A 22,213-nucleotide genomic window follows, 5' to 3' on the forward strand; every position below is an offset into this window, starting at 1 on the left:
CCGCTCAGGGTTGCCACTCGAACGCCCCCAGGTCACAGACCGCCACGCCGTCGCCATCGCCATCTTGCGGACGCGGCATTTTCCGTTGGTCGCCTTTGCGGCACTTGCCGACCGCCGCGTCGATGGCCGGGCTGCCGTCGAGCAGGGCATGGGTCAGGGTGCTGCTGCCATTCTTCGCCGTGGGCGCCAGCACCTCGGTGAAGGTCAGGGCGTCGTCGATCGGCAGGTCCGCCGCACAAGCCTGGCCGTCGGCGCCGAGCATCAGCCCTTCGGCATCGAACCAGCCGGCCGCATTCTGAAAGCAGTTGCTTGGCTTTGCAGGGTCTTCTGCCAGGCGATTGCCGGCAACGATGCTGTTGGTGATATCCAGCGATGCGTGGCTGTAGAGGGCGTCATGGCCGCTGTTGGCGGCCAGCGTGACATTCCTGACCGTAGCATGGACCCCCACGGTCGTGTCTCCGGGCATACCGTTGGCCAGCGCGCCCTGGCCGTTGCCGGCAAGATTGCCGGTCAGCGTGCTGTTTTCGAGGGTCAGGTAGCCACGGCCCGAGTTGAGGATGGCCGAGCCGAAGCCTTCGCCGCCGAGCCGGTTGAAGCTGAACTCGCTGCGATAGATGTCCATCGATCCCTGGTTGTAGATGCCGCCGCCGCGTCCGGTGCCGAGCGCGTCGGTGCTGAGATTGCCGCTCACCACGCTGTTGAACAGGAACGCCATGCCGTAGGTGTCGTTGTAGATCGCGCCCCCCTGGCCGAAGGATGCGGCGGCGGAAGCCTGGTTCTGGAAAAAGTACGAGGAGCGCACGTCCAGCTCACGGTAGTTGGCGATGGCACCGCCGCCGCCGCCGCCGCTGGTCGATGAGTCCACGGCATTGTCCACCATGGCCACGTGGGACAGTTCCGCCGTGCCCTGGTTGCGCAGCGCGCCGCCATAGCCTGTGGTGCGACCGTTGCGCAGCGCCAACTGACCGAGGGTGAGGTAGCCGCTGTCGTGCACGTCGATCAGGCGGTCGATCTGCTGGGCATCGATGATGGTGCGCCCCATGCCGGCACCCACCAGATGGATTTCCCCGTGCAGGTCGAGGTCGCCGTTCAGGTTGTCATCCTCTTCGGCACTGTCTTCGGGCGAAGCCAGGCTCAGGGTGAACACACCGGCGGGCAGTTGCACGAAGTAGTAGTCGGAACTCTGGTTGGCCACCTCGAAGGCTTCGCGCAGCGAACAGTCGGCGTCGCAGACGCCGTCGGCGCTGTCGGTGGTCTTGGTGACCACCAGGTCGGCAGCTTGCAGGGTGCCTGAGGCGGCGATCAGCGCAAGGCCGGCGAGGGGAGAGTGGAGGGCGGTACGGATAGGCATGGGCTTGTCTCCGTTGGTTGAAAAGCACGGAGACGGCCTGGCTTCCGCGGGCGGGGGTTGGACCGGGCTCGGCGAAGGATGTTCGCGGCCCGGGTGAGCGTAACGCAGGGTTTCCAGGGTAGGGGCCTGTCGGTTGCCGGTTGTGTGACCGCTTCGACGCCTGCTCGATTTCTGCTGTGGTTTATTGCACCATCGCACCAAAAAGCTGTCCGTCATGACAGCTTTTCCCGTTTTGGTGCGTCAGGAGACGTATCCGCCAGTGAAGGCGGCAGGCACTTTTTCCGCGGGCGGCCTCGATGGCCATGGGTTGGAGGGTCTTTGCTCCAACTGGCCCGGCTCTTGCTAACGCTGACCGACTGGACAAGTTCACGCTGTGCCAATAAGGACGATAAATGAATAACAACAACGATTTGCCGGCTTCCCAGCCCCAGTTCTCCGCATTGCTGGATGCGGCACGACAAGCGGCCGGCCGCGCTTACTGCACCTACTCGCAATTTCCTGTCGGCGCCGCGTTGCTCACCGCCGACGGCGAGATCGTCAGCGGTTGCAACGTGGAAAACGCTTCCTACGGGCTGACCAATTGCGCCGAACGCACGGCGCTCTATGCCGCGATTGCCCAGGGCCATGCGCCGCGCAGTTTCAAGGCGTTGCTGGTGTATGCGCCGAAAATGGCCGATGTCTCGCCCTGCGGTGCCTGCCGCCAGGTGATCAGCGAGCTGCTCGCCGCCGACTGCCCCATTTACTGCTGCGGCAGCGACGAGAACGCGTACCGGACCTGGCTCAGCGATGAGCTGCTACCCGGCGCCTTCCGCCTCTAGCCGCGCCGGGATCTTTGCCCGAATCCGCTGACTTCCTGATTTCCCTACTGATTGCGGGAGCTCCACCCTATGAGCCTCTTGGGTATTGTCGTTCTGTTGGCGATTGCCATCGCCTGTTCCAGCAACCGCCGGGCCATTCGCCCGCGCACCGTGGTCGGCGCCTTCCTGGTGCAGGCCGGGTTGGGTGCCTTCGTGCTGTACGTGCCCTGGGGGCAAGATGCCCTGGCGGGCATTTCCGGCGCGGTCTCTTCGCTGCAGGGCTACGCCAACGAGGGCATCAAGTTCCTCTTCGGCGGCCTGGGTAGCGACAAGATGTTCGAGGTCTTCGGTAGCGGCGGCTTCGTCTTCGCCATTCGCGTGCTGCCCTTGATCGTGTTCTTCAGCGCCTTCATCGCGGTGCTGTACCACCTGGGCGTGATGACGCTGATCATCCGGGTCATCGGCGGCGCGCTGCGCTGGGTGCTGGGCACCAGTCGCACCGAGTCGATGTCGGCCACCGCCAACATCTTCGTCGGCCAGACCGAGGCGCCGCTGGTGGTGCGGCCGTTCATCCCGCGCATGACCCGCTCCGAGCTGTTCGCCATCATGGTCGGCGGCCTGGCCTCGGTGGCCGGCTCGGTGCTGATCGGCTACGCCAGCCTCGGCGTGGAGCTGAAGTACCTGATCGCCGCCAGCTTCATGGCTGCCCCAGGCGGCCTGCTGATGGCCAAGCTGATGGAGCCGGAAACCGCCAAGCCCCAGGACGACCCGCGCGATATCGACGAACTGGTCGAGGACAAGCCGATCAACGTGCTCGACGCCGCCGCCAGCGGCGCCTCCAGCGGCCTGCAACTGGCCTTGAACGTCGGCGCCATGCTGCTGGTGTTCATCGCCCTGATCGCCGTGCTCAATGGCCTGCTCGGCTGGGTCGGCGGCTGGTTCGGCTACCCGCAGGTCAGCTTGCAGATGCTGCTCGGCTATCTGTTCGCGCCGCTGGCCTTCGTGCTCGGCGTGCCCTGGAGCGAGGCGGTACAGGCGGGCAGTTTCATCGGCCAGAAGGTGGTGCTCAACGAGTTCGTCGCCTACATCGATTTCGCCCAGTACATCGATCCGGTGAAGGCCGCGGCGGCGGGTGTGCAGGTGTTATCTGCGCAGACCCAGGTGATCGTCACCTTCGCGCTGTGCGGCTTCGCCAACCTGTCGTCGATCGGCATCCTGCTCGGCGGCCTCGGGGTGATGGCGCCCAATCGCCGCCACGAACTGGCCCAGCTCGGCCTGCGCGCAGTGCTGGCCGGCAGCCTGTCGAACCTGATGAGCGCGGCACTGGCCGGCGTCTTCGTGGCGCTCTGAGTTCCCTGAACCATCCCTGCCCGGCGACCCCCTCGGGGCCGCCGGCGAGGGGCCTTTTTCCCAATGAAAAGTGATGCACCTTGCAAGGAGAACATCGTGATTAAAAGAACAATGATTGCCGCGTTGGCCCTGGTGGCTCCTGCTGCGCATGCCCAGGCGGACGACATGTTCGAGCCGGTCTGGTCGTTCGCCAACGTTTCGCTGAACTACCTGGACTGGTCCAACGGCACCGAGGACCGCACCTCCACCAACGCCAGCAAGGGCGACTTCTTCTTCCTCGAACTGGAAGGCGGGGTCGGCTATAAGTGGGGCGAGTTCTACGGCTTCGCCGACCTGGAGAACCCCGGCAACCATCGCCTGGAGAAAGACGGTCGGGACAACCGCCGCAGTGCCGCCAAGGTCACCTCGCACATCTATCTGGGGGAGTCGCCGTTCTCGGTCTACCTGCACGTGTACGACTTCCGCGACTTCGGCTTCAATGTGCGCGAGCAGGACCAGATCCTCGGCCTCGGCTATCGCCATACGTTCGGCAATGGCCTGTGGTTCAAGCCGTTCCTCGGTGCGGCCCACGTCACCAGCAGCGCTTACACCGGCATGAACGGCTACATGCTCGGCTGGGTCGCCGGCTACGACTTCAAGCTGGCGGAGCAGAACTTCAGCGTGACCAACTGGCACGAGCAGACTTTCGAGCGCAATCGCCGCTATCTCGACGAGAACTACGTCAACGGCAGTGCCGGCGAGTTGGGCACCAACGGCGCCGTGGCCCTCTGGTGGCATCCGGTCAAGGCGATCACCACCGGCGTGCAGTACCGCTATTCGCACAACAAGCTGGGAACCCCTGACGACTACCAGAACGCGATGATCTACACCGTCAAATACAACTTCAAATAACCTTGATGTTCCAAGCGCAGGTGCCCCGTCGCGGCGGGGCGGCCTAAGCTTCTATCTTGCTGCCTAGAGAGATTTGCCCCATGGACATGGAACCACAACTCGCCCGCCAGGCGATCGGTCTGCTGGACCTGACGTCGCTCAACACCGACGATGACGACACCCGCATTCGAACCCTCTGCCAGCGGGCCATGACCCCGGCCGGCGCGGTGGCGGCCGTGTGTGTCTTTCCGCGCTTCGTCGCCCTGGCGCGGCAGACGTTGGACAGCCTCGGTGGCCAGCAGGTACGCGTGGCCACAGTGACCAACTTCCCGGCGGGTGCCGCGGATGTCGAGGCGGCTGCCGAGGAAACCCGCGCCGCGGTGCAGGCGGGAGCGGACGAGGTGGACGTGGTCTATCCCTACAACGCCCTGCGCGCCGGCGATGCAGAGGTGGGCCGCGCCCTGGTGCGTGCCTGCAAGCAGGCCTGCGGCGACCGGGCCTTGCTCAAGGTGATCCTGGAAACCGGCGAGCTGCGCGATGCCGACCTGATCCGCCAGGCCAGCCGCGATGCCATCGAGGCGGGCGCCGACTTCATCAAGACCAGCACCGGCAAGGTGGCGGTCAATGCCACCGCCGAGGCCGCCCGGATCATGCTCGACGTGATTGCCGAAACCGGTGGCAAGGTCGGCTTCAAGCCCGCTGGCGGCATGCGCACGCTGGCCGATGCGCGCGTCTACCTGGACCTCGCTACCGAACGCCTCGGTGCTGACTGGGTGAGCCCGGCGCATCTGCGCCTGGGCGCCTCCAGCCTGCTCGACGACCTGCTGCAACACCTCGGCCTGGCGGCTGCGAACGTCTCCCGGGAGGGTTATTGATATGTGGTTGGCTCAGGAAGTGATCCGCCGCAAGCGCGATGGCAAGGAGCTGGACGAGGCGGATATCCAGCGCTTCGTGCAGGGCATCCAGGATGGCAGCCTGAGCGAGGGGCAGATCGCCGCCTTCGCCATGGCCGTGCTGCTCAAGGGCTTGAGCCTGCCGGAACGCATCGCACTGACCAAGGCCATGCGCGACTCGGGGCAGGTCCTGCACTGGCAACTGCCCGGCCCGGTGGTGGACAAGCATTCCTCCGGCGGCGTCGGCGACCTGGTCAGCCTGCCGCTGGCGCCGCTGCTGGCGGCGTGCGGCTGCTACGTGCCGATGATCTCGGGGCGCGGTCTCGGTCATACCGGCGGCACCCTGGACAAGCTGGAAAGCATCGCCGGCTACTGCACCCAACCGGAGCCCGAGCGCCTGCGCCAGGTGGTGGCCGACGTGGGCTGCGCGATCATCGGCCAGACCGCCGACCTCGCCCCGGCGGACAAGCGTCTGTATGCCATTCGCGACGTCACCGGCACGGTGGAGTCCATCGACCTGATCACCGCGTCGATCCTGTCGAAGAAACTCGCGGCCGGGCTCGATGTGCTGATCATGGACGTCAAGGTCGGTAACGGTGCCTTCATGCAGGACCCGGCCGAGGCCCGCGGCCTGGCCGAAAGCATCGTCGCGGTGGCCAACGGCGCGGGGGTGAAGACCCGCGCGCTGATCACCGACATGAACCAGCCGCTGGCCCGCAGTGCCGGCAACGCGCTGGAAGTGGAAGAAGCCCTGGCGCTGTTGCAGGGCGAGGTGCGCAGCCCGCGCCTGTGGGAGGTGACCCTGGCCCTCGCCGAGGAAACCCTGTTGGCCGCCGGCCTGGCCCAGGATCGCAAAACCGCCCGCGAGCAGCTGCTGGAGGCCTGGCGCAGCGGTGCGGCGCTGCAGCGCTTCACCGCGATGGTCGCGGCCCTGGGTGGCCCGGCCGACCTGCACCGGCAGCCGTGGCAGCACATGCCGCAGGCGCCTGTGGTGCAGCCGGTCTATGCCCAGGGCGAGGGCTGCGTGCAAGGGGTCGATACCCGAGGTGTCGGGCTGGCAGTGATTGGCTTGGGCGGTGGCCGCCGGCGTCCCGAGGATTCCATCGACCACGCGGTGGGTTTCAGCCAGCTGGCGCTGCCGGGCGAGTGCGTCGATGCCAGCCGACCGCTCGGCCTGGTCCATGCTCGCGACGCCGCCAGCGCCGAGCGAGCGGCCCAGGCGTTGCGGGCGGCGTATCGGCTGGGCGAAGGCGAGGTGGCGGGGACGCCGCTGATCAGTGAACGCGTACTGGAGCCCGACCATGAATAGAGCCCTGCTGCTGGTCCTGGATTCCTTCGGCATCGGCGCCACCGCCGACGCCGACCGCTTCGGCGATGTCGGCGCCAACACGCTGCTGCACATCGCCGAGGCCTGCGCCCGTGGCGAGGCGGACAATGCCCAGCGGCAGGGCCCGCTGCACCTGCCCAACCTGGCGAAGCTCGGCCTTGGGCACGCCGCGGCATTGAGCGGAGGCAGCTACCCGCCCGGCTTCAGTGCCGATCAACCGGTGAACGGTGCGTATGGCTATTGCCGCGAACTCTCCAGCGGCAAGGACACGCCCTCCGGCCATTGGGAAATGGCCGGGGTGCCGGTGTTGTTCGAGTGGGGCTACTTCGGCGAGCAGTTCCCGCCCGAGCTGCTCGACAAGCTGATCGAGCGTGCCGGTCTGCCGGGCATACTCGGCAACTGCCACGCCTCCGGCACCACCATCATCGAGCAGTACGGCGAGGAGCACATTCGCACGGGCAAGCCGATCTGCTATACCTCGGCCGACAGCGTGTTCCAGATCGCCGCCCATGAAGAGCACTTCGGCCTGGAGCGTCTTTACGACATCTGCGAGATCGCCCGCGAACTGTGCGATGACTACAATATCGGCCGGGTCATCGCTCGGCCGTTCCTCGGCGACAACGCCGCGAATTTCCGGCGCACCGGCAATCGCCATGACTACGCCGTGCCGCCGCCGGCACCGACCTTGCTCGACCGCCTCTGCGCGGCCGGCGGCCAGGTGTTCGCGGTGGGCAAGATCGGCGACATCTTCGCCCATCGCGGCACCAGCCGGCTGGACAAGGCCGACGGCAACCACGCGCTGTTCGACACCACCTTGCAGGCGCTGCGCGAGGCACCGCCACGCACACTGGTGTTCAGCAACTTCGTCGATTTCGACATGCTCTACGGACATCGCCGCGATATCGCCGGTTATGCCCAGGCACTCGAGGATTTCGACCGGCGACTGCCGGAGCTGATGGCGCTGCTGGAACCGGACGACCTGCTGATCCTTTCCGCCGACCACGGCTGCGATCCGAGCTGGCCGGGCAGCGATCACACGCGCGAACACGTCCCGCTATTGGCCTACGGCGCTGGCGTAAGTCCCGGCAGCCTCGGCGAGCGCGGCAGCTTCGCCGATATCGGCCAGAGCCTGGCGACCTTCTTCGGCCTGCCTCCCTGCAGTCACGGACAATCCTTCCTGTAACGCGGCTGGTCCGCGTCGTTCTAAAAACGGAGTTTCTATGGCAACCCCTCATATCAGCGCCCAGGCGGGCGACTTCGCGGAAACCGTGCTGATGCCCGGCGACCCGCTGCGGGCGAAGATGATCGCCGATACCTACCTGAGCGACGTGCGCCAGGTCAACGGCGTGCGCAACATGCTCGGTTACACCGGTCAGTACAACGGCAAGCCGGTCTCGGTGATGGGCTCGGGCATGGGCATTCCGTCGCTGTCCATCTACGCCCACGAACTGTTCAGCCAGTACGGCGTGCAGCGCATCGTGCGGGTTGGCAGTTGTGGTTCGGTACAGAGCCATGTGCGGGTGCGGGATGTGGTGATTGCCATGGGCGCCTCCACCGACTCGACCGTCAACCGCAAGCGTCTGGGCGGCTTCGACTTCGCTGCCATCGCCGACTTCCGCCTGCTCGAACGCGTGGTGCGTCGCGCCGACGAGAATGGCCAGGCCGTGCACGTGGGCAACGTGTTTTCCGCCGACCTGTTCTACGAGCCCGATCCGGAGCTGTTCGCACGCATGACCAAGATGGGCATTCTGGCCGTGGAAATGGAGGCCGCCGGGCTCTACGGCGTGGCGGCAGAACTGGGACGCCAGGCCCTTTGCGTGCTGACCGTCAGCGACCACATCCTGGAAGGCGAACACCTGACCGCCGAACAGCGCCAGCAGGACTTCCACGACATGCTGCGTCTGACCCTGGATGCAGTGATCTAGCGAACAGGGAGCCAGCGGCTACAGTTGAAGGGTGCGCCGGCCACCCGTGCGCACTCGACATCCAGGCCGTGCCGCAGCGTGAAACTGCGACGCCAGACGCGTCGCGGTTCTCGCGCGCGGGGTAATCTCGGCGCTTTTCGCGCAAGGAGACCGTCATTCCCATGTCCGCTGCTGCACACGATCTACTGACCCGGTACTTTCGGGCCCTCAATGAGCGCGACCTCGAAGGCTGCCTGGCGCTGCTCTGCGAAGACGCCGTGCTTGACATCAACCAGGGGCTGCGCGAGCAGGGGCGCGAAGCCTTCGCCATCTTCCTCGAGCGGCAATTGCGCTGCTACCGGGAAAGCTTCGAGGACCTGGTGATCCTCACCGAGCCGACCGGCCGCCATGCCGCCTGCGAGTATCGTATCGACGGCGAATACCTGGCCACCGACGACGGCCTGCCGGATGCCTGTGGCCAGCGCTACCAGGTCCACGCCGGTGCCTTCTTCGAGATTCGCGACCTCGGCATCGCCCGGGTCAGCTACCACTTCAACCTGCCGGATTGGCTGGCCCAGGTCGACCCCTGAGCGGCGCTGGCCGCCCAGGCCTCGGCCCGGGCGGCTCTCGCGGTCCTTTTTGCGCAGGCAAAAAAAGACCCGGCAACAGCCGGGTCAAAAACCGTGATTAGCCTGATGAGGAGATAACCTGAAAAATCCGACCTGGAATCCTCAGTTTACCGGCTGATCTCGCGACCAGTTGGTGATAATAATAACGGTTCTCATTATCATGTCAACCGCTTTTCCCGGTTTTTTTGCCCGGTCGGCGCCGCGTGATCCACCAACGAAAAACCCGGCGCTGGGCCGGGCTTCGGGCGACGAGGGGTGCTACTCGGTCGGCTGCGGGTGGCGCAGTTGGGTGATTTCCTTGTTCATCAGGTCGATGCGCCGAGCCATGCTCTCGATCAGGCTGTGGGCGATGCGCGGGTTGCTTTGCATGAGGCTGAGGAACTGGTCCTTGGGGATCACCATCACGGTGCAGGCTTCGCTGGCGATCACCGTGGCGCTGCGGCGCTCGCGGGTGAACACGGCCATGGCGCCAAAGATCTCGTCCTTCTGTACGTCGCCCACCTTGTGCCCGTCGACGAATGCCTCGGCGTGGCCCTCGATGATGATGAACACATGGTCGGCCTCGTCGCCTTGCAGGATCAGCTCCTCGCCAGCGGCGAAATGCTGGAAGCCGGTGGCCGGGCGGATATCCGGCTGCTTGAGGCGCGCCAGTGCGTCGGAGAGCAGGGCGGTATGGCCGATCAGGTACTGGATGAGCAATTCCTGGCGCTGTTCGTCGGCGTAGATGTGCTTGAACACCTCGCTGCGGTTGTACGGGATCAGGCTGATCGGTTCCTCGCTGCTGTAGCGGCAGCTCGGCAGCTCGATGCCCTGGCGCAGGCCGACCAGGTCGCCTTCGTGCAGGTAGAACAGCGGACGCCCATCGATCAGCGCATGCAGCAGGCCGTCGGCGATGATGAACAGCTGGTTGCCCGGCAGTACCTCGGCCAGATCGTCGACCCGCTCGAGGATCAGTGCGGGGCCGGAGGGTTCGAGCCCATCCAGTAGCTGGGCGGGGATGCTTTGCAGACGGTTGATCAACTGATCGGCGTAGGCCGGTTGCTCCCCGAGTAGGTACATGACGGTAATTCCTTGGACTGGCTAGGCTGACGAATACACGAACGTCCCTGAAACAATAGGCGGTGCCGAGTCTTCCGTAAATCGTCGTTGGTCAAGGATGTGAGCTAGCTCTTGTTGCGGGTGCTCAGGGCGTCGAGCTGGCCGTTGAGCTGCGCCTTGTGGGCAGGGGGCAGTTCGCTCCAGTGCACGTTCAGCAGGGCGCCCTCGATGGCGTACAGCAGTACTTTCGAGGCGCGGAAGCCGCGGGCCCGTACGGCCCGGTAGGCGTCGACCGCGCCCAGGCGGCGCAGGTCGGAAGCGCTGTGAATACCCACTGCATGCAGCCATTGCGCCGAGGTTTTGCCGAGATTCTTTAAATGCTGCAATTCGTCATTCATCGAGCCTCCTGCGGAGCGCAAAGCGCAAGATCACTGATTGGGCGTGCCCGTTATGAAGTGTAGCGGCCACTGGGCATAGCGTGGCTCATTGATATCGCCCCAGGCTTGATGCAGGTCATCAGTCAGGTCGTCCAGCGGATCTCGACCGTGGGTTGCCTCCCAGCGCTGTACCGCCGACCAGGTGCGCAGGTAGCCGAGCAGGTGCTGGAACGTCCATCGCTCGACGATGGCGAACGCGGGCATGGGTAATCGGGGGAAGGGGGTGACGATGTCTCGGTAGCCGGCGTTCACGCTGCTGCGTCCTGCTGGCCAGTAGCCGGCGAGGGTCTGGTCGTGCAGGCGCTCGATCAGTCGATCGAGCGCAGGTTCGATGCGCATCAGGCTGTAGCACCAGGCACAGAACAGCCCTCCGGGCTTGAGTACGCGGCGCATCTCGGCGAAGAACGCCGGGCCGGCGAACCAGTGCAGCGCTTGTGCGACCACCACCAGGTCGAGGCTGGCATCGGCCAGGGGTAGTGCGTCGGCATTCGCGGCGAACACTTCCAGCCCGGGCTGGCGCTCGATCTCAGCCAGTTGCTCGAGGCTCGCATCGCAGGCCAGGACCTGCTGGAAGTGCCGGAGCAGTGGGTGGCTCGCCTGGCCGTTGCCGCAGGCGATATCCAGGGCTCGTTGCGGGGTCGGGCTGTGCTCGGCGAGCCAGTCGAACAATTCGTCCGGGTAACGGGGGCGAAAACTTGCATAGGCGCCTGCGCGGGCGCTGAACAGGCGAACGACATCGCTCATCGTGTGCGATAGCGTAGTCGCGTGCCGAAATTCACCGACATGAGGATCTCGTCGGCACTCAATTCCACGGGGAAATAGGTGCCGGAAATCTGTGCATGGGCCAGGCTAGCGCCTTCCATGCGGGTTTCACGCAGGTCCACGCCGCGCAGGTCGGCACCGCGAAAATAGGCATCGGTAAAGTCGATATGGCGGGCGTCGAGGGTGCGCAGGTCGATGCCGCGAAAGTCGCCCCCGGAAAGATCGACGCCGCCGTCTTGCGGTCTTTGCGCGTTGAAGGCCTTGATGTCGTCGTTGCGCAGCAGTCGATAGAGCGGATGGTCGAGTTGGCGCGGTTGGCTCATGGTGCGTTCCCGGTGGAGGTCCACCGGGAGTATAGAAGCCCTCGCGCCGCTGCGCTCAGAGTCCGGGCAGACGCTGGCGAATCCGCGCTACCAGGCTGTCGAGGCTGGAGCTGTCGTTGGTGTCGACGCGTTTGCTATGGTCCAGCTCCTCGTTCGTAAGCGCCTCGCGGCTGGCCTGCTGGGCCTTTACGACTTCGAGGGTGGCATCGGACGGGTCCTTGCCCTCCGCCTGGCGTTGTTCCAGCCAGCCGGCGATCACCGCTTCCGGCGCCTGGCAGTCGAGAATCAGGAACGGCACGCCGGTGGCTTCGGCCACCTGCCACGCGGCATCGCGCTGGGCATGCTTTAGGTAGGTGGCGTCGATCACCACCGGGAAGCCGGCATGTAGCGCGGCGTCGGCCAACTGGTGCAGGCGCGCATAGGTGGCCGCGCTGGCATCCTGGCTGTAGATGCCGGTCGACAGGTTGCCCTTGTCGGCCTCCGCCTGCTCGCCGAACAGCCGCTTGCGCTCCATGTCCGAGCGCAGGCGAATGGCGCCGAGCGCCTCTACCAGGCGCATCGCTACATGGCTCTTGCCTACTGCCGATACGCCATGGGTGATGGCCAGAAAGCGCGACGGGATGGCGCTGTAGCTTTCCGCCAGGGCGGCGTAGCGGCGGTACTGGCGCAGGATCACCGCGCGCTGCACGGCGTCTTGTTCCTGGCCCAGGGAGAATAGGCTGACCTTGCCGCGCACCATGGCGCGATAGGCCTTGTAGAAATGCAGCAGCTCCAGGGCGGCGTAGTCGCCGGTATGCTCCAGCCAACTGCTGACGAAGCGTCGGGCCAGCGGCTTGAGGCCTCGGTCTTCGAGGTCCATGGCTAGGAAGGCGGCATCCGCGGTGGTATCGGTCAGGCGGAACGGCTCGTTGAACTCGATGCAGTCGAACAGCACCACCTGGCCGTCGAGCAGGGTGGCGTTGCCCAGATGGATGTCGCCATGGCACTCGCGAATGAAGCCCTGGGCCTTACGCTCCTCCAGTAGGGGCTTCAGGCGTTCGTAGCTGCTCTCCGCCCAGGCTTCGAGGGCATCGAGCTGCTGCAGGTCGGCCTTGTCGCTGAGCAGGGGCCTGACCTGTTCGAAATTCTGCCGCACCGGGGCCATCACCGTTTCCGGCGAGCCCAGCGGATTTTCCGCCGGCACGCGCGGGGCTTCGAGGTGGAAGCGGGCGATCAGCTCCGCCAGCGCGTCGATGTGCTCGGCGCTCAGTTCGCCCCGTGCCTGGATCTCGCCGAGCAGGAACTCCTGCGGAAACTGGCGCATCTTGATCGCGTACTCGATCGCCGGGCCTTCGCCGCCCAGTCGCGGCGCCTGCTCGCTGCCGGTAATCGGCAGCACTTCCAGGTACAGGCCCTGGGTCAGGCGCTGGTTCAGGCGTACCTCTTCTTCGCAGAAGTGCTTGCGCGCGTCCAGGCCGGTGAAGTCGAGAAAGCCGAAGTCCACCGGCTTCTTGAATTTATAGGCATAGGGGCCGGTGAGCAGCACCCAGGAGATATGTGTCTCGATGACCTGGAACGCCTCCACCGGGTGGGGGAAGAGGGCCGGGTTCTGCAGGGCTGCGATCAATGCTTGGCTCACGGTCAATCCTTGCTATTGGACAGGCGAAAGGCGGCATTATGGCCGCTGTGAGCGGCTCTGCAAACCGCCGGGACGCGTCTGTTGGCTGTGGATAAAGTGCGTATAATGCGCCGCCATGACTCGTTCCCGTTCCCCCCGTTCTCCTCGCTCGCGCGGCAAGCGCCGCTCTTCCGGGCTGCGCCCCTGGCTCGGCTGGGCTTTCAAACTCGGCCTCGTGGGGCTGGTGGTGCTGGCTGGCTTCGCCGTGTATCTGGATGCCGTCGTGCAGGAGAAGTTCTCCGGCAAGCGCTGGACCGTGCCGGCCAAGGTCTATGCCCGTCCGCTGGAGCTGTTCGTCGGCCTGAAGCTGGCCAAGGAAGACTTCCTGACCGAGCTGTCGGCGCTGGGCTATCGCCGCGAAAGCACGGCCAGCAGCCCTGGTGCCTCGGTGGTGGCCGGCAACGACGTCGAGCTGCATACCCGCGGCTTCCAGTTCTATGAGGGCGCCGAGCCCGCGCAACGCATTCGCGTGCATTTTTCCGGTGATTTCGTCGCCGGCCTGAGCCAGGGCAATGGCGAAAAGCTGCCGGTGGCCAGGCTCGAGCCGTTGCTGATCGGCGGCTTGTATCCCGCTCACCAGGAAGACCGCATCCTGATCAAGTTGGACCAGGTCCCCCCATACCTGGTGGAAACCCTGGTGGCAGTGGAGGATCGTGAGTTTTTCAACCACCACGGCGTCTCCCTGAAGTCGATTGCCCGCGCCATCTGGGTGAACGCCACCGCCGGCCACCTGCGCCAGGGCGGCAGTACCTTGACTCAGCAGTTGGTGAAGAACTTTTTCCTGACCAACGAGCGCAGCCTCAGTCGCAAGGCCAACGAGGCGATGATGGCCCTGTTGCTGGAGTTGCACTACGACAAGCAGGACATCCTCGAGGCGTATCTCAATGAGGTCTTCCTCGGCCAGGACGGTCAACGGGCGGTCCATGGTTTCGGGCTGGCCAGTCAGTATTTCTTCAGCCAGCCGCTGGCCGAGCTCAAGCTGCATCAGGTCGCCTTGCTGGTGGGCATCGTCAAGGGCCCGTCCTACTACAATCCGCGTCGTTTTCCGGAGCGCGCACTGGAGCGGCGCAACCTGGTGCTCGACGTGCTGGCGGAGCAGGGCGTGGTTAGCGCCGAGCAGGCATCCGAGGCCAAGGCCAGGCCGTTGGGCGTGACCTCGCGCGGCAGCCTGGCGGACAGTTCGTATCCGGCGTTCCTCGATCTGGTCAAGCGCCAGTTGCGCCAGGACTATCGCGAGGAAGACCTCACCGAGGAGGGGTTGCGCATCTTCACCAGCTTCGACCCGATCCTGCAGCGCAAGGCAGAAAACGCCCTGGCCGAAACCCTCAAGCGTCTCGATGGCCGCAAAGGTGTCGATCAGGTCGAGGCGGCGATGGTGGTGACCAATCCGGAAACCGGCGAGCTTCAGGCCATGCTGGGTAGTCGCCAGCCGCGCTTCGCTGGCTTCAACCGGGCGTTGGACGCGGTGCGGCCGATAGGTTCGCTGATCAAGCCGGCAATCTACCTCACGGCTCTGGAGCGCCCGAGCCAGTACACGCTGACCAGCTGGCTGGCCGACGAGCCTTTCTCCATCAAGGGGCAGGACGGCCAGGTCTGGACGCCGCAGAACTACGACCACCAGGCTCACGGCACCATCTACCTCTACCAGGGGCTCGCGCATTCCTACAACCTGTCGAGTGCCAAGCTAGGGTTGGAGCTTGGCGTACCGCAGGTACTGAAAACCCTCGAGCGGCTCGGAGTGTCGCGGGAGTGGCCGGCCTATCCGTCCATGTTGCTGGGGGCGGGTGCCCTCAGCCCTATGGAAGTCACCACCATGTACCTGACGCTGGCCAACGGCGGCTTCAACACCCCGTTGCGCGCCATTCGCAGTGTGCTCACCGCCGAAGGCGAACCGCTCAAGCGCTATCCCTTCCAGATCCAGCAGCGCTTCGACCCCGGTGCCATCTACCTGGTGCAGAACGCGATGCAGCGGGTGATGCGCGAGGGCACCGGTCGCTCGGTTTACAGCCAACTGCCCAGCTCGTTGAACCTGGCGGGTAAGACCGGTACCACCAACGATTCGCGCGACAGCTGGTTCGCCGGCTTCAGCCAGGATCTGCTTGCCGTGGTCTGGCTGGGGCGCGACGACAACGGCAAGACGCCGCTGACCGGTGCCAGCGGTGCGCTGCAAGTGTGGACCAGCTTCATGCGCAAGGCCGACCCGCTACCGCTGGACATGGCGGCGCCGGAGAATGTCGTCAATGCCTGGGTGGATGCCTACTCGGGCGAGGGCTCGGCCGCCGGTTGTCCGAATGCGGTGCAGATGCCGTATATTCGCGGCAGTGAGCCGCCGCCTGGAGAGGCCTGCGGGATGGAGACCCCCGCGGATTCGGTGATGGACTGGGTGCGTGGCTGGTTGGACTGATGAGGATTTGATGTGAACAGATGCATACACGCGCTGGCGGCCCTGGCGATTGTACTGACTGGTTGTACGACGAACCCGCAGGGTTCGGTGCCGGTGGTGGATGCCGGTGCGCCGCTTTCCGCCGGCAGACAGGAATCTCCTGGTTATCGCCAGCCAGTGACGGCGGCGCCTGCGTCGCAAGAGGATTCCGGTGTCGTGGTCATGGTGCCGGCCGGCAGCAATTCCGCGCCCATCCAGACTTTTCCGGCGTCGGACTCCCCTGCGTTGAGTACCTCGCCGAACTCGGTCGGGCCCAGTCAGAACTATGGCGGATACTCCCAGCCCATCACGCCGACCGGTATCCCCAGCAACGGCGGCCTCGCCGATGACGAACAACTGGATGGCCCGGTGCTTTCCCTGCTCACCACTGCCAGGCAGCAGCAGGGCACCGGTGACCTGAATGGTGCGGCATCGAGCCTGGAGCGGGCCCAGCGTATCGCGCCCCGTGAACCTCAGGTTCTCTATCGCTTGGCCGAACTGCGCCTCGCCCAGGGCGATGCGGCGCAGGCCGAACAGTTGGCTCGTCGAGGGCTGACCTATGCGGGCGATCGTCCGGCATTGCAGGCCAGCCTCTGGCAGCTGATCGCGCAATCCCGTGAGCGGCAGGGCGATCCGGCCGGTGCTGCGCAGGCTCGCGAGCGCGCCAGGGTCAGTCTCTGATGGATTCGCGTCTGCCGGCGCTGGCGGAGCAACTGCTGCTGATCGAGCGGGAGTTGCGCGTACTGGGCTGGTGGTCGGAGCTGCCGCCGTCGGCGGAGGCGCTGGCCAGCCAGCAGCCGTTCGCGGTGGATACCCTGGCTTTCGAGCAGTGGCTGCAGTGGATATTCCTGCCGCGGATGAAGTTCATTCTTGAGGCCGGCGGCGAGCTGCCGGGGGTGTCCGGCATCCTGCCGATGGCCGAGGTGGTCTATCGCGAGCACGCCACGCAACGGGTGGGCCCGCTGCTGGCAGCTCTGGAAGCATTCGATCGGTTGATCGGCGGCGCGTCCTGAGTCGCGCCGCGCAGGTTACTCGCAGTTTTCGCTGATCGCCTTCTGGGCTTCGGCGATGCGTTCCTGGCGCTCTTCCTCTGTGAGGCGACGCACTTCTCCATTCTCTTCCGCCACCCGCACGCGCGGATTGTTCTGCAGTTGGGACAGGTTGGTGCGTACGGTCTCGCAGTATTTCTTGCGTTCGGCTTCCTTGGCCGCGACTTCCTGACGGACCTTCTCGTCGATTGCTTCTTGGTCCGGGCCGGCACTGTCCAGGCGCGGCAGGTCCTCTGGAGCGGGCAAGCCGCCGACCACCGGAGTCTTCGGCTGTGCGGTGCTGGTGTTGATCTGGGTAGCGTCCAAGCCTTGCGGCGGCTGCGAGCCAAAGTGAGTGACACCTTGCGCGTCCACCCATTTATAGACCTCGCTGGCCATGGCGGAGACGCTCAAAGAGAGCAGCAGACTGCCCGTGACGATCATGCGTCGCATGCTGTTTCCTTCTGAATGGCTGCGGAACCTAAGCGTTACTATAACCAAAAGCCGAGGATCTTCATCCTGCTGCGCATCACAGCTGAGCTTGAAAGGGAGTTGGTGCGGGACTTGACTTGCGCCCGCCTAACCCGAACAATCCGACGTTCCGCTGCAGTGAGGTCCGCCGCAAGCTGCCCTCAGCTCAGGGGAACAAGGCGCTACCCGCGCCGAACTTCTGCTACACCCGCAACGCGTTACCTCGCGCTGGGTGGGAAAACCCCGCAACACACAGGGGGGCTCCCAATACTGATTGGGCATTAGCTGACGTAGTCGGCGACCACCGTCGCTCACGCCTTGCCAACAGTAGACCTACCAAGGCCCCCCGTCGTGGGGAGGCGTTCTAGCGTTCTAGAGGTGAATAACGTGGAGCTTTTATCCGGCGCTGAAATGGTCGTCCGCTTCCTGCGTGACGAAGGCGTTAAATATATCTATGGGTATCCGGGCGGCGCCTTGCTGCACATCTACGATGCCCTGTTCAAAGAAAAAGAAGTCACCCACATCCTGGTGCGCCACGAACAGGCCGCGACCCACATGGCCGACGGTTACGCCCGTGCGACCGGTCAGGCTGGCGTGGTGCTGGTGACTTCCGGCCCCGGCGCAACCAACGCGATTACCGGCATCGCCACCGCCTACATGGATTCGATCCCGATGGTGGTGATTTCCGGTCAGGTGCCCAGCAACATGGTCGGTACCGACGCCTTCCAGGAAACCGACATGATCGGTATCTCCCGGCCCATCGTGAAGCATAGCTTCATGATCAAGCACCCCTCGGAAATCGCCGAGGTTCTGAAGAAAGCCTTCTATCTGGCGCAGTCCGGCCGTCCCGGTCCGGTGGTCGTGGATATCCCGAAGGACATGACCAACCCGGCCGAGAAGTTCGAGTACGTCTATCCGAAGAAGGCCAAGCTGCGCTCCTACAGCCCGGCCGTTCGCGGCCACTCGGGGCAGATTCGCAAGGCGGCGGAAATGCTGCTGGCGGCCAAGCGCCCGATTCTCTACTCCGGTGGCGGCGTCATCATGGGCGGTGCGGCGGCACCGCTGACCGAACTGGCGCAGATGCTCAACCTGCCGGTGACCAACACCTTGATGGGGCTGGGCGGCTATCCGGGCGGTGATCGCCAGTTCCTCGGCATGCTCGGCATGCACGGCAGCTACACCGCCAACCTGGCCATGCACCACGCCGACGTGATTCTCGCCGTCGGCGCGCGCTTCGACGACCGTGTGATCAACGGACCGAGCAAGTTCTGCCCGAACGCCAAGATCATCCACATCGACATCGATCCGGCCTCGATTTCCAAGACCATCAAGGCCGACATTCCGATCGTCGGCCCGGTGGACAGCGTGCTCACCGAAATGGTCGCCATCCTCAAGGAAATCGGCGAGACCCCGAGCAAGGAAGCGGTCGCCAGCTGGTGGAAGCAGATCGAAGAGTGGCGCGGCAGTCGCGGCCTGTTCCCTTACGACAAGGGCGACGGCAGCATCATCAAGCCGCAGACCGTGATCGAAACCCTCTGCGAAGTGACCAAGGGCGATGCCTTCGTGACCTCCGACGTGGGCCAGCACCAGATGTTCGCTGCGCAGTACTACAAGTTCAACAAGCCCAACCGCTGGATCAACTCCGGTGGCCTCGGCACCATGGGTTTCGGCTTCCCGGCGGCGATGGGCGTCAAACTCAACTTCCCGGAGGCGGATGTCGCCTGCGTCACCGGCGAGGGCAGCATCCAGATGAACATCCAGGAGCTATCCACCTGCCTGCAGTACGACCTGCCGGTGAAGATCGTCAACCTGAACAACGGCGCGCTGGGCATGGTGCGGCAGTGGCAGGACATGCAGTACAGCAGCCGTTATTCCCATTCCTACATGGAATCGCTGCCGGACTTCGTCAAGCTGGCCGAGGCCTATGGTCACGTCGGCATGCGCATCACCGATCTGAAGGACCTCAAGCCGAAGATGGAAGAGGCGTTCGCGCTGAAGAATCGCCTGGTGTTCCTGGACATCGCAGTGGATGACAGCGAGCACGTCTATCCGATGCAGATTCGTGACGGCGCTATGCGCGACATGTGGCTGAGCAAGACGGAGCGCACCTGATCATGCGACATATCATTTCCCTTCTGATGGAAAACGAGCCCGGCGCCTTGTCGCGTGTGGTCGGTCTGTTCTCCCAGCGCAACTACAACATCGAAAGCCTGACCGTGGCTCCGACCGAAGACCCGACCCTGTCGCGTCTGACGCTGACCACGGTCGGTCACGACGAGGTGATCGAGCAGATCACCAAGAACCTCAACAAGCTGATCGAAGTGGTCAAGCTGGTGAACCTGTCGGAAAGCGCCCACATCGAGCGCGAGCTGATGCTGGTCAAGGTCAAGGCTACCGGCGCCCAGCGCGCCGAGGTCAAGCGCACCACCGACATCTTCCGCGGGCAGATTGTCGACGTCACCAGCAGCGTCTACACCATCCAGCTCGCGGGGACCAGCGACAAGCTGGACAGCTTCATCCAGGCCATCGGCACCGCCTCGATTCTGGAAGTGGTACGCAGCGGCGTCACCGGCATTGCCCGTGGCGACAAAGTGCTCAGCATCTAACGCAACGTTTTAGCGAATGGCCGAAGAGGCCGTGGTAAACAGGGGAATTTCCATGAAAGTGTATTACGACAAAGACTGCGACCTCTCCATCATCCAAGGCAAGAAGGTCGCCATCATCGGTTACGGCTCCCAGGGCCATGCCCATGCCTGCAACCTGAAGGATTCCGGCGTCGACGTTACCGTCGGCCTGCGCCCGGGTTCCGCCACCGTCGCCAAGGCCCAGGCCCATGGCCTGACCGTCAAGAGCGTGCCGGAAGCCGTTGCCGCCGCCGATGTGGTGATGATCCTGACCCCGGACGAGTTCCAGTCCAAGCTGTACAAGGAAGAGATCGAGCCGAACCTGAAGAAGGGCGCTACCCTGGCCTTCGCCCATGGTTTCGCCATCCACTACAACCAGGTGGTGCCGCGCGCCGACCTCGACGTGATCATGATCGCGCCGAAGGCCCCGGGCCACACCGTTCGCTCCGAGTTCGTCAAGGGCGGCGGCATCCCGGATCTGGTCGCTATCTACCAGGACGCCTCCGGCAATGCCAAGAATGTTGCCCTGTCCTACGCCTGCGGCGTGGGCGGCGGCCGCACCGGCATCATCGAAACCACCTTCAAGGATGAAACCGAAACCGACCTGTTCGGCGAGCAAGCGGTTCTCTGCGGTGGCTGCGTGGAGCTGGTCAAGGCCGGCTTCGAAACCCTGGTCGAAGCCGGTTATGCGCCGGAGATGGCCTACTTCGAGTGCCTGCACGAGTTGAAGCTGATCGTCGACCTCATGTACGAAGGCGGCATCGCCAACATGAACTACTCGATCTCCAACAATGCCGAGTACGGCGAGTACGTCACCGGCCCGGAAGTCATTAACGCCGAGTCCCGTGCCGCCATGCGCAATGCGCTCAAGCGCATCCAGAACGGCGAGTACGCGAAGATGTTCATCAGCGAGGGCGCTTCCAACTACGCATCGATGACCGCCTACCGTCGCAACAACGCTGCTCACCCGATCGAGCAGGTTGGCGAGCGTCTGCGCGCGATGATGCCGTGGATCTCCGCCAACAAGATCGTCGACAAGACCAAGAACTAAGGTCTGACGAGCAAGAAAGAACGCGGCCTCGGCCGCGTTTTTTCGTTCAGGACGGGCTTCTGGTATAAAGCCAGGGGTCGAAACGGTCGAACCCTGACGGGGCGGCCCTGTCGAAAATCCTTTGAACCGTTGCAAGGTATTGTTCATGAACGAACACCCCGAGGAGCCGAATCAGGCCCCCGATAGCGAAAGCCTGCTACCGATCGACGAGCATATTGAAGAGAGCCAGGACGCCGAGGGGCGCAAGGTTCGCCATCGTGGCATCTACCTGCTGCCCAATCTGTTCACCACCGCCAACCTCTTCGCTGGCTTTTATTCCATCATCAACGCCATGAACGACAATTTCGCCGTGGCGGCGGCAACGATCTTCGTTGCCATGGTCCTGGATAGCCTGGACGGTCGCGTCGCCCGCCTGACCAACACCCAGAGCGCCTTCGGCGCCGAGTACGACTCGTTGTCCGATATGGTGGCGTTTGGCGTGGCGCCGGCATTGCTGGCGTTCGAATGGGCACTGGGCAGCCTCGGCAAGGTAGGCTGGATGGTCGCCTTCATCTATGTGGCCGGTGCCGCTCTGCGCCTGGCCCGCTTCAATACCCAGGTCGGCAAGGCCGACAAACGCTACTTCATCGGTCTGGCCAGTCCGGCCGCCGCGGGAGTGGTGGCCGGTACCGTTTGGGCATTCAGCGATTTCGGTATCCAGGGGTCCAACATGGCCTTCGTTGTCGCCCTGTTGGTGGCGGCCGCTGGCACCCTGATGGTCAGCAACATCAAGTACCACAGCTTCAAGGACCTTGATCTCAAAGGGCGTGTGCCTTTCGTGGCGATCCTGGTCGTGGTGCTGGTCTTCGCTGTGGTCTTCAGCGACCCGCCGCGCATCCTGCTGCTGATCTTCCTTGGTTATGCGCTGTCCGGCCCGTTGCAGTACCTCCTGCAGCTGCGTCGTCGCAAGCACGTCGAATAAGCTGGCCTCCTCGCCCCGCGACCTGCCTGGTCGCGGGGCTGCCTTTCCTGGCGCCTTTCTCTGTTCCTTCCTGCTCCAGCCCTGCGTGCCCCATCTATCTCTACTCTCTTGGTGCTCAGATACTCCATGACGCTGTGTGGAGTAGCTATGAACGTTCAGGGCAGGTTGGTGGTCGTATGCCTTCTCGATAGCTGGCCGATCAATACGCACAGGCCAATTGGGCGGTTGATTGCCCTGATTTGAATAAAACCTTCATTTAAGTGTTGACGTGGATTTCGTGGGGCCTATAATGCGCACCACTTCCGGTGCAGGCCTCTC

At 64.3% G+C, this 22,213-nt stretch carries 22 protein-coding genes; 15 read left to right on the plus strand and 7 right to left on the minus strand.

Translation table 11 applies throughout. The features are described from left to right. Positions 1-4: 4 nt before the first annotated feature. The gene (locus tag ACWKV7_RS21715) at positions 5-1,351 is read right to left on the minus strand and encodes a choice-of-anchor Q domain-containing protein (RefSeq protein ID WP_483859788.1); all 1,347 of its coding nucleotides are present in this window, start codon (positions 1,349-1,351) and stop codon (positions 5-7) included. A gap of 392 nt (positions 1,352-1,743) precedes the next feature. Between ACWKV7_RS21715 and cdd the strand changes: the two genes are divergently transcribed. The 8 genes from cdd (at position 1,744) to ACWKV7_RS21755 (ending at position 9,082) form a co-directional block, all read left to right on the plus strand. Next, positions 1,744-2,169: a cytidine deaminase gene (gene cdd / locus ACWKV7_RS21720; RefSeq protein WP_483859789.1), complete on the plus strand. Its 426-nt coding sequence runs from the start codon at positions 1,744-1,746 to the stop codon at positions 2,167-2,169. 69 nt (positions 2,170-2,238) lie between these two features. Further along, a complete protein-coding gene (locus ACWKV7_RS21725) occupies positions 2,239-3,498 on the plus strand; it encodes a NupC/NupG family nucleoside CNT transporter (RefSeq protein WP_483859790.1) in 1,260 nt (419 codons plus the stop codon). A gap of 96 nt (positions 3,499-3,594) precedes the next feature. After that, positions 3,595-4,389 carry an outer membrane protein OmpK gene (locus tag ACWKV7_RS21730; RefSeq protein WP_483859791.1) on the plus strand — a complete coding sequence of 265 codons (795 nt, stop codon included), beginning with the start codon at positions 3,595-3,597 and terminating at the stop codon, positions 4,387-4,389. Between the two features lie 80 nt (positions 4,390-4,469). After that, on the plus strand, positions 4,470-5,243 hold the full coding sequence (gene deoC, locus ACWKV7_RS21735) for a deoxyribose-phosphate aldolase (RefSeq protein WP_483859792.1): 774 nt from the start codon (positions 4,470-4,472) through the stop codon (positions 5,241-5,243). A gap of 1 nt (position 5,244) precedes the next feature. Continuing rightward, a complete protein-coding gene (gene deoA, locus ACWKV7_RS21740) occupies positions 5,245-6,570 on the plus strand; it encodes a thymidine phosphorylase (RefSeq protein WP_483859793.1) in 1,326 nt (441 codons plus the stop codon). Continuing rightward, positions 6,563-7,771, plus strand: a complete 1,209-nt coding sequence (locus ACWKV7_RS21745; RefSeq protein ID WP_483859794.1) for a phosphopentomutase — start codon at positions 6,563-6,565, stop codon at positions 7,769-7,771. The genes deoA and ACWKV7_RS21745 overlap by 8 nt, the downstream gene beginning before the upstream one ends. Positions 7,772-7,808: 37 nt before the next feature. Beyond that, positions 7,809-8,513, plus strand: a complete 705-nt coding sequence (gene deoD, locus ACWKV7_RS21750; RefSeq protein ID WP_483859795.1) for a purine-nucleoside phosphorylase — start codon at positions 7,809-7,811, stop codon at positions 8,511-8,513. Positions 8,514-8,674: 161 nt separating this feature from the next. Then, positions 8,675-9,082 (plus strand): nuclear transport factor 2 family protein, encoded by a 408-nt coding sequence (locus ACWKV7_RS21755; RefSeq protein ID WP_483859796.1) that lies wholly within the window; start codon positions 8,675-8,677, stop codon positions 9,080-9,082. Positions 9,083-9,379: 297 nt separating this feature from the next. Here the strand turns inward: ACWKV7_RS21755 and ACWKV7_RS21760 are convergent, their stop codons facing one another. The 5 genes from ACWKV7_RS21760 to ACWKV7_RS21780 form a co-directional block, all read right to left on the minus strand. Beyond that, positions 9,380-10,180: a Crp/Fnr family transcriptional regulator gene (locus ACWKV7_RS21760; protein ID WP_483859797.1), complete on the minus strand. Its 801-nt coding sequence runs from the start codon at positions 10,178-10,180 to the stop codon at positions 9,380-9,382. A 104-nt stretch (positions 10,181-10,284) separates the two neighbouring features. Continuing rightward, the gene (locus ACWKV7_RS21765; protein WP_483859798.1) at positions 10,285-10,557 is read right to left on the minus strand and encodes a TfoX/Sxy family protein; all 273 of its coding nucleotides are present in this window, start codon (positions 10,555-10,557) and stop codon (positions 10,285-10,287) included. 30 nt (positions 10,558-10,587) lie between these two features. Next, entirely contained in the window at positions 10,588-11,340 is a 753-nt protein-coding gene (locus ACWKV7_RS21770) for a class I SAM-dependent methyltransferase (RefSeq protein WP_483859799.1), read from the minus strand. Then, on the minus strand, positions 11,337-11,681 hold the full coding sequence (locus ACWKV7_RS21775) for a pentapeptide repeat-containing protein (RefSeq protein ID WP_483859800.1): 345 nt from the start codon (positions 11,679-11,681) through the stop codon (positions 11,337-11,339). Before ACWKV7_RS21775 ends, ACWKV7_RS21770 begins: the two co-directional genes overlap by 4 nt. Before the next feature lie 55 nt (positions 11,682-11,736). Beyond that, entirely contained in the window at positions 11,737-13,299 is a 1,563-nt protein-coding gene (locus tag ACWKV7_RS21780; RefSeq protein ID WP_483859801.1) for a bifunctional aminoglycoside phosphotransferase/ATP-binding protein, read from the minus strand. A 115-nt stretch (positions 13,300-13,414) separates the two neighbouring features. On the opposite strand from ACWKV7_RS21780, the gene mrcB reads away from it, so the two are divergent. Genes mrcB through ACWKV7_RS21795 form a run of 3 tightly spaced genes read left to right on the plus strand, consistent with a single transcriptional unit; the run spans position 13,415 to position 16,773 of the window. Next, complete coding sequence (mrcB, locus tag ACWKV7_RS21785; RefSeq protein WP_483859802.1) at positions 13,415-15,742, plus strand: penicillin-binding protein 1B; 2,328 nt, start codon at positions 13,415-13,417, stop codon at positions 15,740-15,742. 12 nt (positions 15,743-15,754) lie between these two features. Beyond that, a complete protein-coding gene (locus tag ACWKV7_RS21790) occupies positions 15,755-16,441 on the plus strand; it encodes a tetratricopeptide repeat protein (RefSeq protein WP_483859803.1) in 687 nt (228 codons plus the stop codon). After that, the gene (locus tag ACWKV7_RS21795; protein ID WP_483859804.1) at positions 16,441-16,773 is read left to right on the plus strand and encodes a YqcC family protein; all 333 of its coding nucleotides are present in this window, start codon (positions 16,441-16,443) and stop codon (positions 16,771-16,773) included. Before ACWKV7_RS21790 ends, ACWKV7_RS21795 begins: the two co-directional genes overlap by 1 nt. A gap of 15 nt (positions 16,774-16,788) precedes the next feature. On the opposite strand, the gene ACWKV7_RS21800 is transcribed toward ACWKV7_RS21795, so the two are convergent. Continuing rightward, entirely contained in the window at positions 16,789-17,241 is a 453-nt protein-coding gene (locus ACWKV7_RS21800) for a DUF4124 domain-containing protein (RefSeq protein WP_483859805.1), read from the minus strand. Between the two features lie 405 nt (positions 17,242-17,646). Between ACWKV7_RS21800 and ACWKV7_RS21805 the strand changes: the two genes are divergently transcribed. The 4 genes from ACWKV7_RS21805 (at position 17,647) to pssA (ending at position 21,895) form a co-directional block, all read left to right on the plus strand. After that, positions 17,647-19,371, plus strand: a complete 1,725-nt coding sequence (locus ACWKV7_RS21805) for an acetolactate synthase 3 large subunit (protein ID WP_483859806.1) — start codon at positions 17,647-17,649, stop codon at positions 19,369-19,371. Positions 19,372-19,373: 2 nt separating this feature from the next. Then, complete coding sequence (gene ilvN / locus ACWKV7_RS21810) at positions 19,374-19,865, plus strand: acetolactate synthase small subunit (protein ID WP_483859807.1); 492 nt, start codon at positions 19,374-19,376, stop codon at positions 19,863-19,865. 52 nt (positions 19,866-19,917) lie between these two features. Continuing rightward, positions 19,918-20,934: a ketol-acid reductoisomerase gene (gene ilvC, locus ACWKV7_RS21815; RefSeq protein ID WP_483859808.1), complete on the plus strand. Its 1,017-nt coding sequence runs from the start codon at positions 19,918-19,920 to the stop codon at positions 20,932-20,934. A 145-nt stretch (positions 20,935-21,079) separates the two neighbouring features. Beyond that, the gene (gene pssA / locus ACWKV7_RS21820; RefSeq protein WP_483859809.1) at positions 21,080-21,895 is read left to right on the plus strand and encodes a CDP-diacylglycerol--serine O-phosphatidyltransferase; all 816 of its coding nucleotides are present in this window, start codon (positions 21,080-21,082) and stop codon (positions 21,893-21,895) included. Positions 21,896-22,213: the final 318 nt, after the last annotated feature.

The organism is Zestomonas ipomoeae, from assembly GCF_057128665.1.